Genomic DNA, 11,864 nt, shown 5'->3' on the forward strand with positions numbered 1-11,864 from the left:
CCCTCTCCCGAGGGAGAGGGCTTCAGGCCGCACAACCGGGTATGGTTTTTTACGCCGGTATCTGGTCAATCTTACTGCTGCGCGACCACACGCGGTGCGCGGCAAGCAGGTCAAACAACCGGGTCATAAACGCATCGTCAATGTTATCACCTTCGACAATGCCTTCTTCCCCTTGATCCGGTACCTTCAGCAGAGATTTAAACTTCCGCGCATCGCCTGCCAGGGCGATTGGCTTCAGGTGCTTATAGGCTTCCAGCAGATAATAGGCGGCATCACCGTTACCGAGCAGGCTCTCAACGTCGCCGCACGGCATAATCACCGCGTCAACCGTCAGCGACGGTGCCCCGGCGAAGGTCGCGGCAATTGGCAGGACAGAGCCATCGTCGGCTGTCACTTCACCCATGCGGGAGTAAAGCAGTTTGGCATGTACGCCCTGGGTTTTGAGCGCCTTCATGATCCCCAGCACGTCGCTGGCGCGCGGTTTATCATTCAGCAGGATAGCCACTACGCGGCCTTTAATTGACCCGCCAGGTACCGCGTACAGGCTCAGGGACGGATCCTTCTTCAGCCCGTTCACGTCTTTTGGCGGTGCGGCATGGCATTGCTCGTCAGTCAGCGTGATGCCGAGATTATTCGCCACGCCCTGAGCAAGCTGGATATCAATATGCGCCAGATGGTCGACCACGCGCTCGCGAATGTAGGTACGCACCACTTTGCTCAGCTCAAAGCTGAAACCGCCGATAATGTGCTGCTGTTCAATCGGGGTCTGGCTGTTCCAGAACAGGCGAGGCTGAGCGTAATATTCGCCGAATGACGGGCTGCGCTCGCGAATTTTTGTTCCGTCCACGCGCTCCTGATACGACTCAAATCCGCCACGTTTTGGCCCCGGCGGGGTTTCACGCGGCCAGTTATCGTTAATGGAGTTTGGCTCGTAGTTCGCCGGGTTGGTATCGATATCCTGGCGATGCATCCCGTCACGCTGGAAGTTATGGTACGGGCAGGTCGGACGGTTGATAGGAATTTCGTGGAAGTTCGGTCCACCGAGACGGCTGATCTGCGTATCGGTGTAAGAGAACAGACGGCCCTGTAGCAGCGGATCGTTGGTGAAATCCAGCCCCGGCACAATATGGCCCGGGTGGAACGCAGCCTGCTCATTCTCCGCGAAGAAGTTATCCGGGTTGCGGTTAAGCACCATTTTGCCCACTAGCTGAACCGGCACCAGCTCCTCAGGAATAAGCTTGGTCGGGTCGAGCAGGTCGAAGTCGAATTTGAACTCGTCCTCTTCCGGGATCAGCTGTAACCCCAGCTCGTATTCCGGGAAATCACCGGCTTCAATGGATTCCCACAGTTCGCGACGGTGGAAGTCCGGATCGCGCCCGGTCAGCTTCTGTGCTTCATCCCACACCAGGGATGCTTTCCCCGCGACCGGTTTCCAGTGGAAACGCACAAACGTCGCTTTACCTTCAGCGTTAATCAGACGGAAGGTATGAATACCAAACCCTTCCATGGTGCGATAGCTGCGTGGGATCCCCCGGTCAGACATCGCCCACATCACGTTGTGAAGGGTTTCCGGTTGCAGGGAGACGTAGTCCCAGAAGGTGTCATGCGCACTTTGTCCCTGCGGTATGGCCCAGTGTGGCTCTGGTTTTACCGCATGGACAAAGTCAGGGAACTTATGCGCATCCTGAATGAAGAAAACCGGGGTGTTATTCCCGACGAGGTCGAAAATGCCCTCTTCGGTATAGAATTTGGTGGCGAAGCCGCGGATATCACGCACCGTATCGGCCGAACCCGCGCCGCCCTGTACGGTAGAGAAGCGCACAAATACCGGTGTGATTTTGTTCGGATCGGAAAGGAAATCCGCCTTCGTGATCGCCTTCAGGCTCTTGTACGGCTGGAAATAGCCGTGCGCCGCGGAGCCGCGAGCGTGAACGATACGCTCAGGAATACGCTCATGGTCGAAATGGGTGATTTTTTCCCGCAGGATGAAATCTTCCAGCAGCGTCGGGCCGCGCGTTCCGGCGCGCAGGGAGTTCTGGTCATCGGCGATACGCACGCCCTGATTGGTGGTCAGCGCATAGCCTTCACCCCCTTTGCGGTGCGGGTCGAGAGATTTTAACTTCTCGTTATCCGTATCGGGCGACTTCATGCTTCCCGGTGCAGTAGGTTGCTCGCCCGGCGCGGAGAGGCCCGGCGACGGTTTATGAGAGCCATCCGCAGGGGCGAGTGAGTCCATTCCCGGTTGAGATTCTTCGGTGCCATGAATAGGGGCTTGATGTGGTTTATCATTGTTCGACATTGCACGATTCTCCTTTGTTCGTTCCTGAAAACCCTATTAAGGATAGAACAATGTGATGAATTAGCAGGCGAACTAAGCGTTTTCAGATAAGTGATTAGCGAAAGGAGTCATCTGCCTCACGTCAGGCGCGACGGGTGGGGGGAGAATCGGCTATGATAGAAATTTCCTGCTTTAAGAATTTGCTTTAGTGAACCCGTCGCTTATGAAACCTCTTCGTCAACAAAACCGCCAGGTTATTAGCTATGTGCCCCGCGTTGAACCCGCGCCGCCTGACCATGCCCTGAAAGTGGATGGTTTTCGCGATGTCTGGATGTTACGGGGTAAATACGTTGCCTTCGTGCTGATTGGCGAGCACTTCCGTCGCTCCCCTGCGTTTACGGTGCCGGAATCGGCGCAGCGATGGGCTGTGCAGACCCGCCAGGATGAAGAGGTTGAAGAATAACAGCCATAAAAAAACCGCCCGCAGGCGGTTTTTTTATTTCAGCCGTGATTAACGATGGGCCAGTTCCGCATCTTCTTCACTGTCGAGAATCGTTTTGTCGGTCTGCTTCAGCCACTGGCTGGTCAGGGTACCGGCGGTCATTGAGCCACTCACGTTCAGGGCGGTACGCCCCATATCGATCAGCGGTTCAACAGAGATCAGCAGGGCAACCAGCGTCACCGGCAGTCCCAGCGCAGGCAGAACGATCAGCGCAGCGAAGGTCGCGCCGCCGCCCACGCCCGCAACACCGGCGGAGCTAATGGTCACGATACCCACCAGCGTCGCAATCCAGACCGGATCCAGCGGGTTAATCCCCACGGTTGGGGCAACCATCACGGCCAGCATCGCCGGGTAGAGACCCGCACAGCCGTTCTGCCCGATGGTGGCGCCAAAGGAGGCCGAGAAGCTGGCGATAGACTCCGGTACGCCCAGACGACGGGTCTGTGCTTCCACGTTCAGCGGGATAGATGCCGCGCTGGAACGGCTGGTGAAGGCGAAGGTCAGCACCGGCCAGACTTTGCGGAAATATTTCAGCGGGCTAACGCCGTTCACGCCCAGCAGGATACCGTGCACCACAAACATAATGCCCAGCCCCAGATAAGAGGCGATCACAAAGCTGCCAAGCTTGATGATGTCTTGCAGGTTAGAGCCTGCCACGACTTTGGTCATCAGCGCCAGGACACCGTACGGCGTCAGCTGCATGACCAGACGCACCAGCTTCATCACCCAGCTTTGCAGGGTATCGATGGCTGTCAGAACGCGCTCGCCTTTCGGCGCATCGTCCTTCAGCAGCTTGAGCGCAGCCACGCCCAGGAATGCCGCGAAGATCACCACGCTGATAATGGAGGTTGGGCTTGCACCGGTCAGGTCAGCGAACGGGTTCTTCGGAATGAAGGAGAGCACCATCTGCGGAACGGTCAGATCGGCCACTTTACCCACGTAGTTGGTCTCAATCGCCGTCAGACGCGCGGTTTCAGCGCTACCCTGCACCAGACCTTCAGCAGTCAGGCCAAACAGATTGGTTACCAGCACACCCACCAGCGCCGCAATCAGCGTGGTGAAGAGCAGGGTACCAATGGTCAGGAAACTGATTTTACCCAGTTGAGAGGCATTATGCAGGCGGGCTACGGCGCTCAGAATAGAGGCGAATACCAGCGGCATAACGATCATTTGCAGCAGCTGTACATAGCCGTTACCGACAATGTTGAACCACTGAATAGAATCTTTCAGTACCGGGCTATCGGAGCCGTAAATGGCGTGTAAGGCCAGGCCAAACACCACGCCCATGACCAGACCGACCAGTACCTTTTTCGCCAGGCTCCACTGTTTGTGGCGAGCCTGGGCGAGAAGCAATAGCAATACGACGAACACAACAATGTTCGCGATGAGTGGAAAATTCATCCCCGTTCTCCTGATTTATTATACGGTCGGTTTTTACCGAACCTGTTGGCGCAAGGTTATCAGAAGTGTGATGTCGCGCTTATATCCATATGGAATGGTTTATGACAAAAGTGATTATATTGTCGGTTTAATGTTCAATCTGGTGATTAATAAAACGATTGAACTGAAATTGTAGCGAGTTGATCATTTGCGATGACCAGCGCACTGCACCATTTTCGGGCAATGTCTGCGGCATCCACACGGCATACGCAAACAGTGCCATACACAGAACGCGCTCCAGCTGGTTGCCTTTTTGCGGCACGAGGATTGGCAGACGGAAACGCCAGCGGCAGGGCCAGAGCAGCGGTACGCCCGCTGGCGTCAGCATATCGGCGAGGATATGGCTTAAGTAGCCGAGCACCATGCCCTGAATGGCATCCGCCGGGACGATCCAGCTCTCCGGAACCTTCAAATAGAAGAGTGTAAGCAGGCCGAAGACGGCCAGCAGGCTGTGGGTAAACCCGCGATGACCAAAGGCTCTGGCGATGGGTTTTGAAATCCACTTCAGCCGCTGGCCAAGGAATGACTTTGGATGATCTATGTCCGGCAGGAGGCAGGTCAGCACGGCGGAAGGGACAATATGCCACCAGTCCCCCTGTGCCAGCACAGGGGTCAGTTCAGCGTTTTTGGCAAACACTGCACAGGCAAGTGAAAAAAGCAGGTGGCCTTCCGCCGTCATGATAAAACCCGGTAAACTGTCGATTCATACAGTATAGGGTTTTTATACAGTGTGTGAAAGAGGTGACGGTGTAACTCTTTGTCACAAACGCACGGTTAGCGCGCCAGCCAGCCACCGTCTACGGCGAGGGTATGACCGTTAACGTAATCAGAGGCCGACGAGGCCAGGAACACCACCGGACCCTGTAAATCCTCCGGCAGACCCCAGCGACCCGCCGGAATACGGTCGAGGATCGCCTGGCTGCGCTGCTCATCATCGCGAAGCTGCCGGGTGTTATTGGTCGCCATATAACCCGGCGCAATAGCATTCACATTAATGCCCAGCGTTGCCCATTCGTTCGCCAGCAGGCGGGTGAGGCCCAGCACGCCGCTTTTGGACGCCGTATAGGAGGGCACCCGGATGCCGCCCTGGAAGGAGAGCATGGAGGCAATGTTAATAATCTTGCCGCCCTGACCCTGCGCGATAAACTGTTTCGCCACTGCCTGAGAGAGGAAAAAGACCGATTTCAGATTGAGATCGATGACCTCGTCCCAGTCCTTCTCGCTAAATTCCAGCGCATCGGCACGGCGGATGGTGCCGGCATTGTTAACCAGAATATCGATGCGGCCCATCTCAGCGACTGCGGTATCCACCACGCTCTGAATACTCTCCTGCTTGCCAAGATCGGCGCGAATCGCGATAAAGCGTCGTCCCAGCGCCGTAACGCGCGCTGCCGTTTCGTCAGGAACCTTGCGGTTAACCCCCACGATATCGCATCCTGCCTGGGCGAGGGCAATGGCCATACCTTGTCCCAGACCGGTATCGCACCCGGTCACCATCGCCACTTTTCCTGCCAGAGTAAAAGCATCCAGTATCATACGCGCCTCAGAAGTCAGGTTATTGTCATTCTGCACGTAAGAATAGGAGTCTGGAATGAGAAAAGCAAATAAAGTAAAACGTTGTTTTGATTTGGCGAGGCAGGCAGCCGAAGCTGCCTGAAAGAGCGTTACTCCCCGCGCAGATGGCGGGCAGTCAATTCTTCAAGAGACGTCAGCCTGACGTCCGCGAGGGCAAAACGGGGATCGTGTCGGCCTTCTTCAGCCGGCACAACGATGGAGCGCATACGTGCGGCTTTGGACGCCACCATGCCGTTAACCGAATCTTCCAGCGCCACACAGGTAAGTGGATCCAGCCCCAGTTTCGCGGCGCAGTCCATATATACCTGCGGATGTGGCTTGCTGTAAGGAAGCTTTTCGGCCGAGGCCAGCGCGTCGAAGCTGTCGCGCAGCCCGAACATCGTCAGCACTTTTTCCAGCATATGCAGCGGTGAGGCGGAGGCCAGCCCCACTTTCAGCCCTTGCGCCTTGCACAGGGCGATAGCGTCGCGTACGCCCGGTAACAGCGGCTTATACTCTTCTACGAGGGAGATAGCGCGGTTGATAATGCGCGCCGTTACTTCGTCGCGATCCGGGCCAACCCATGGCTGGTGGGCATACCAGAGGTCAACCACCATATCGATGCGCAGCCCCAGGGTATCGGGAAGCTCGTTACGACGACTGATATCGACGCCGAGGCTGGCCATCACGTCCAGTTCAGCCCGATCCCACAGGGGTTCGGAATCAATCAGCAATCCATCCATGTCAAAAATAGCGGCAAGTATCTGGCGCGGGGTCGACATTACAACATCTCCTTATCTTGGGGGTAAGACAAACGGTGCTAAGCACAAGCAATTTAGCATATTGCATTCAAAGAGCGGGCGAAAATGACCGACAGCAGGTAGACTTAGGCACAAATAACGCGTCTTTATGAAGAGGAACTAATGACGTATCAACAAGCTGGACGCATCGCGGTCTTAAAACGTATTGCTGGTTGGGTTATTTTCATTCCCGCCCTGATTTCAACGCTGATCTCCGTACTCAAATTTATGTACGATCACAGCGAAAAACAGCCGGGCATCAATGCCGTCATGCTTGATTTTGCGCACGTCATGATTGAGATGATGCGGTTTAACACCCCGTTCCTGAACGTCTTCTGGTTCAACTCGCCCACGCCGGATTTTCACCACCAGCTGAATGTCGGTTTCTGGATAATCTATGCGTTGATATTTATCGCGATGGCGTTGCAGGCTTCCGGCGCGCGCATGAGTCGCCAGACCCGCTTTTTGCGCGAAGGGGTGGAAGACCAGCTGATCCTTGAGAAGGCGAAAGGCCCTGACGGGATGAGCCGCGAGCAGATCGAATCGCGCATTGTCGTTCCGCGTCATACCATTTTTGTGCAGTTTTTCCCGCTCTACATCCTGCCGGTCATTATCATTGTGGCCGGGTATTTCTTCTTTACGCTGCTTGGCTTCCTGTAAATCCTAAGGGAAGGGGCGTGAAGCCGCCCCCTCCCGCTATGCCGCCAGAATGCGGTCCAGCGCCCGCTGGGCATTCACCAGATGACTCCCGCCAAACAAAATAGCCCGGTTTATCAAGGTGTACAGCTGATAAACCGGCTGACGATCAAGGAAACCCGCAGGTAACGGCGAGACAGACTGATAGCCATCATAAATTTGCGGCGGCTGTTCAGAGTGCAACGGCAGCATTGCGAGGTCACATTCTCTGTCGCCCCAGTAGCAGGCCGGGTCAAATATATAGGGACCATCAGGCCCAAGTGCACAGTTGTTTGACCATAAATCTCCGTGCAGAAGGGAAGCCTGAGGCTGATGCGAAGCCAGACGCTGCTGAATGTGTTCAACAATCGCGTCGATGTTGCCGAACGCTAATCCCTTTTCAGCGGCCAGCTCCAGCTGCCAACCGATGCGCTGCTCGGCGAAAAAGGTCGACCAGCGGCGCTGCCATGCGTTTGGCTGTGGGGTAGTGGAGAGGTCGTTATCAAAATCGAGCCCGAACTGAGGTTGATCGCTCCATTGGTGCAAACGGGCGATCTGTTGCCCGAGAATAAAGGCGTTGTGCGCATCCAGAGGGCGCGCGGGAAGATAGTTCATCACCAGAAAGCTATAGTCACGATCGCTACCGACGGCTAAAACCTGCGGAACGGTGACTGTTTTACTGCGCGATAACAGCTCAAGCTGATCGGCTTCGGCAGTAAAAATGGGGAGCAATTCACGCTCATCACATTTAACGAAAAGATCGCGCCCGGCGTAACGTAAATGCCATGCGGCATGGATCTCTCCGCCTGGCAGTTCGTTACGCAGTTCAATTTCACCTTCACCCAGCTGCTCACTTAAAAGATGACTGATAGCCTGCCACATGATGTCTCTCCCATGTTGTCTGCCAGATCATAAAGTTAGCGCAAAACGGCTATAAAAAAACAGGAACTAACGCACAACTGAGCGGTTTAATTTTGTACAGGGCACTTATTGTTCTTTTTTATGCCAGTTTTCCCAGCTATCCACATCAATTTCCGTGGCTTTGTCAGTCACGCTTTCCACCAGACTACTGGCCAGCGCCTTCACCTCTTCCTGACTCAGCGGGCTTATCAGGCCAAATGCCAGTGAGCCGAGATCGTGAATATTGCCCTCATCGTCCGTCAGCGTGAGCAGAAAATTGGCGCGCGTGAACGCGTTGTTGAGTTCATTCAGTTCGGTCAGCGACGCCTCATGAATATTCACGGTTACGACGTAGCGGGTGATATCACCACTGCTCATAATTCACCTCGTTGTTATCCTGAAAGTTTTCTTAGCATAGTCGATATGCCCTGTTTAGCGACTTCCCCCTCCCTGGGAAGGGGAAGCAGGTTCAGCTTCTCGCCAGGTAATCGACAATTTTCTGGGTATCCGCAAGCGAACACAGACGCGTTCCCTGGTTTATGGTGGCTGCACTCCCTGCCGCGACGCCATAGCGTGCCATCTCCAGAAGCGAAGCGCCCTGCGCTAGCTTCAGCACCATCGCGCCAACCATACTGTCACCGGCACCCACGGTGCTCTGGCTTTTCATCGGCGGTGGCACAACCTGTACAAAGCCCGTCTTGTCGACGGCCAGCGCACCCTGAGGACCGAGAGAGACCACAACGCGATGCGCTTTGCCCGTACGTACCAGCTCTTCTGCGGCAGTACGAACGTCATCAGGCTGGCTGAGTTCTCGATTAACCAGGGCACTGAGCTCTTTCTGGTTAGGTTTAACGAGTTCAAGTTGTCCGGGTTCTAACGCCGCCTTCAGGGCTTCGCCCGAGCTATCGACAATGCAGCGGATGCCGCGCTGGAGCGCCGCCTGAACCAGCGCCGTCAGTTTTTCTGTTTTGACGCCCGGCGGCAGGCTACCGCTGATCACCAGTAATGAGCCGCTTTCAATGGTCAGCACTTTCTCTTCCAGTTGACGAAACTCATAATCGGTCAATTTCGCCCCCGGCATCACAAAACGATATTGCTCGCCGCTGGATTCAACATGGACATGCAGGTTCTGCCGGGTCCAGTCTTTAGCGTCGACGGTGTCTACGGCAACCTGTTCATCTGCCAGCAACGCCACCAGATGTTCTCCCGTGGCGCCGCCAGCGGGGAAGATGGCGGTGGCTTTTCCGCCGAGATGGGTAATGGCGCGCGCCACGTTAATGCCGCCGCCGCCCGGCTCAAACACCGGCGCGCTACAGCGCAGCTTACCTTCCGGGTAGATTTGCGGCGTCATGGTCGCGGAGTCGAGGGAAGGGGAGAGTGTCAGCGTATAAATCGAAGCCATCATGACCTCCTTTTATCATGGGTTCTTTTAAGCCTGGCACCGTTTGGCAGGAAGGCAACGTAAATAACAGTATGATTTTAAATATGAATGCTGACAAATAACCTGCGCCGGGCATATAAAATAAAACACGTTTTGGGATCGTTCTTATTCAAAAAATGAAAGAAGAAAATATTGCTATGTTATTTGCGGCTTTTTATAATTTGTTACCTTTCTATGGTCGCCTTGTCATTGATCCGCAAGAAAGTTTCCGAGACCGTGACGGTCTCTTTTTATGTTGTACGGACTCCTTAAATAAAATGAAGCTTTTGAAGACAGTACCCGCAGCACTGATGCTGGCGGGTGGCGTATTTGCGTCACTGAATGCAACCGCCGATGATACCGTTTTTACTGTCATGGACGATCCCTCCACTGCCAAAAAACCCTTTGAAGGTAACGTGAATGCCGGGTATCTGGCGCAATCCGGTAATACGAAAAGCTCCTCCCTGACCGCAGACAGCACCCTGACCTGGTACGGCAACACCACGGCCTGGTCGCTGTGGGGAAATGCCAGCAACACCTCTGCTAACGATCAACGCTCATCGGAGAAATACGCGGTAGGCGGACGTAGCCGATACAACATGACCGATTATGACTACCTGTTCGGGCAGGCGAGTTGGCTGACTGACCGCTACAACGGCTATCGCCAGCGTGATGTCGTAACTGCGGGTTATGGTCGTCAGTTCCTCAATGGGCCGGTGCACAGCCTGCGTTTTGAATTCGGTCCGGGTGTCCGTTACGACGAGTACACCAACGGCGAAGATGAAACCCAGCCGCTGGGTTATGCATCGGGCACCTATGCATGGCAGATGACGGACAACGCAAAATTCACCCAGGGTGTGTCGGTGTTTGGTGCTGAAGATACAACGCTGAACTCAGAAAGTGCGTTGAACGTGGCCATCAACGAACACTTTGGACTCAAGGTGGCGTACAACGTAACCTGGAACTCATCACCACCTGATTCTGCACCGGAACATACCGATCGCCGAACCACGATTTCTTTAGGTTATAAAATGTAATATCGTCGGGCCGGGATTATTCTCGGCCCGTTTTTTATTTTCTGAAACTGTGCTTATTTATATTAAACGGCGTTTTAAAATAATGGGTCTGGTTTCATCTTCATAATTTCTCCATAATTAGCCGGCCAGGGCTTATTCAGTTTATTTGACACGAATTGATAAATAATTTGACTAGGCAAGAATGTGATCCAGATCTACACTTACGGCACAGGCGAAAAACTCGCCTCAGGCATATCGCATTAAATAAGTATGAGAATAAAATTATGAAAAAAATCAAAACCGCTACAGCAGCGATGGTGCTTTCCGCACTTTCATTTGGCGTATTTGCTGCTGATAATATGACGCAACCTGCCAGTGACGTTAACAGCCCAATTGGGATCGCTAAAGCCTCGGATGTAGAAGCAGGCTCCAACATTGCCCCTGACTCTCAGTCTACCGGCCAGTCAATGAATGATGCATTTGATGTACACAAGCTGGTGGCGGGTGAGTGGTCCTGATATTTCAACTGCCACGTGTGACGGAATATATACGCTGTCACAGCCTGTCGAAAACCGGATTATGACGTACCGGTTTTGGACCATAAATTATCGTAAAGATAGTTAAGATTTATTCAGTAAATTCACGGCACGTTTTAGCTGACAAAATATTAGCCCCAGATCATTGCGGCCCAGCGCAGCAGCAACATCGCGCCGCAAATAGCAATTAACACCACGACCATTTTCCAGTGCTTCACGGCAAATCTTTTTGTTGGCATAACCTAATCCTTGTCAGTTGATACCCTTAGTCTACCAAAATCTGCGCCAGAAAGCGCTCAACCCTGGACAACAGGTTATGCCGGAACACCGGTTCGGCTTAAAACCAATGGAATCTGTCAGCCAGAATCAATACCAGGCAAGCAGCGGAAAGTAGATTCAATATCACAACGGTTTTGCTGGATACATTCATGTGATACCCCTTCGATGTTTAAGGACCAAGTCAAGAATAGCTCAGCACTTTCGGATTGCGAGCCTCCGTCAGCAAAAGTTCATGAACGCAGACAAAAGGATGAACGGTTCAAACGGTCGCAGAAGGTGCATTCGCCCTTTCAATAGTGTTACCATTACCCTGCTTGCCGTAAATTCGCATTTATCTGAATCGGCAGGTGCATGATGACGAACCAATTTGACGATTGTTGGTCAGATGGTTTCGTAATCTACTGTTTAATCACGATTATTTTCTTTGTATATGCTCTTATGTGTGGGGCATCACTGCAAATAAG

14 protein-coding genes are annotated in these 11,864 nt (G+C 53.7%); 4 read left to right on the forward strand and 10 right to left on the reverse strand.

The genetic code is table 11. The features are described 5' to 3' along the window. Positions 1-49 precede the first annotated feature (49 nt). Positions 50-2,299, reverse strand: coding sequence for a catalase HPII (katE, locus tag INF61_RS04595; RefSeq protein WP_165743478.1), 2,250 nt, complete (start codon positions 2,297-2,299; stop codon positions 50-52). A 187-nt stretch (positions 2,300-2,486) separates the two neighbouring features. On the opposite strand from katE, the gene cedA reads away from it, so the two are divergent. Continuing rightward, positions 2,487-2,741: a cell division activator CedA gene (gene cedA, locus INF61_RS04600; RefSeq protein WP_071524159.1), complete on the forward strand. Its 255-nt coding sequence runs from the start codon at positions 2,487-2,489 to the stop codon at positions 2,739-2,741. Positions 2,742-2,789: 48 nt separating this feature from the next. Here the strand turns inward: cedA and tcyP are convergent, their stop codons facing one another. The 4 genes from tcyP to hxpB form a co-directional block, all read right to left on the reverse strand. Beyond that, positions 2,790-4,181 carry a cystine/sulfocysteine:cation symporter gene (gene tcyP, locus INF61_RS04605; RefSeq protein ID WP_015570743.1) on the reverse strand — a complete coding sequence of 464 codons (1,392 nt, stop codon included), beginning with the start codon at positions 4,179-4,181 and terminating at the stop codon, positions 2,790-2,792. A 127-nt stretch (positions 4,182-4,308) separates the two neighbouring features. Next, positions 4,309-4,899, reverse strand: coding sequence for a metal-dependent hydrolase (locus INF61_RS04610; protein ID WP_015570742.1), 591 nt, complete (start codon positions 4,897-4,899; stop codon positions 4,309-4,311). A gap of 95 nt (positions 4,900-4,994) precedes the next feature. Next, the gene (kduD, locus tag INF61_RS04615) at positions 4,995-5,756 is read right to left on the reverse strand and encodes a 2-dehydro-3-deoxy-D-gluconate 5-dehydrogenase KduD (protein ID WP_017384658.1); all 762 of its coding nucleotides are present in this window, start codon (positions 5,754-5,756) and stop codon (positions 4,995-4,997) included. A gap of 128 nt (positions 5,757-5,884) precedes the next feature. Continuing rightward, a complete protein-coding gene (gene hxpB / locus INF61_RS04620; protein WP_003857825.1) occupies positions 5,885-6,556 on the reverse strand; it encodes a hexitol phosphatase HxpB in 672 nt (223 codons plus the stop codon). Between the two features lie 141 nt (positions 6,557-6,697). On the opposite strand from hxpB, the gene INF61_RS04625 reads away from it, so the two are divergent. Continuing rightward, complete coding sequence (locus INF61_RS04625; protein WP_015570741.1) at positions 6,698-7,234, forward strand: YniB family protein; 537 nt, start codon at positions 6,698-6,700, stop codon at positions 7,232-7,234. Between the two features lie 36 nt (positions 7,235-7,270). On the opposite strand, the gene INF61_RS04630 is transcribed toward INF61_RS04625, so the two are convergent. From INF61_RS04630 to pfkB, 3 genes are all read right to left on the reverse strand, one after another. Then, positions 7,271-8,131 (reverse strand): fructosamine kinase family protein, encoded by an 861-nt coding sequence (locus INF61_RS04630; protein ID WP_017693590.1) that lies wholly within the window; start codon positions 8,129-8,131, stop codon positions 7,271-7,273. Between the two features lie 105 nt (positions 8,132-8,236). Then, positions 8,237-8,527, reverse strand: a complete 291-nt coding sequence (gene ghoS, locus INF61_RS04635) for a type V toxin-antitoxin system endoribonuclease antitoxin GhoS (RefSeq protein WP_003857822.1) — start codon at positions 8,525-8,527, stop codon at positions 8,237-8,239. A 91-nt stretch (positions 8,528-8,618) separates the two neighbouring features. Further along, a complete protein-coding gene (pfkB, locus tag INF61_RS04640; protein WP_193547552.1) occupies positions 8,619-9,551 on the reverse strand; it encodes a 6-phosphofructokinase II in 933 nt (310 codons plus the stop codon). 296 nt (positions 9,552-9,847) lie between these two features. On the opposite strand from pfkB, the gene INF61_RS04645 reads away from it, so the two are divergent. Next, on the forward strand, positions 9,848-10,606 hold the full coding sequence (locus INF61_RS04645; protein WP_026080717.1) for a YdiY family protein: 759 nt from the start codon (positions 9,848-9,850) through the stop codon (positions 10,604-10,606). Positions 10,607-10,869: 263 nt separating this feature from the next. Beyond that, positions 10,870-11,103, forward strand: a complete 234-nt coding sequence (locus INF61_RS04650) for a hypothetical protein (protein ID WP_193547553.1) — start codon at positions 10,870-10,872, stop codon at positions 11,101-11,103. A 149-nt stretch (positions 11,104-11,252) separates the two neighbouring features. Here the strand turns inward: INF61_RS04650 and yniD are convergent, their stop codons facing one another. Further along, entirely contained in the window at positions 11,253-11,360 is a 108-nt protein-coding gene (gene yniD / locus INF61_RS04655; protein ID WP_003857815.1) for a small membrane protein YniD, read from the reverse strand. 98 nt (positions 11,361-11,458) lie between these two features. Further along, on the reverse strand, positions 11,459-11,551 hold the full coding sequence (gene yncL, locus INF61_RS04660; protein WP_017384656.1) for a stress response membrane protein YncL: 93 nt from the start codon (positions 11,549-11,551) through the stop codon (positions 11,459-11,461). Between the last annotated feature and the right edge of the window lie 313 nt (positions 11,552-11,864).

This window comes from Enterobacter cloacae complex sp. P18RS, from assembly GCF_014982105.1.
In the GTDB taxonomy this organism is placed as follows: Bacteria; Pseudomonadota; Gammaproteobacteria; order Enterobacterales; family Enterobacteriaceae; genus Enterobacter; species Enterobacter hormaechei_C.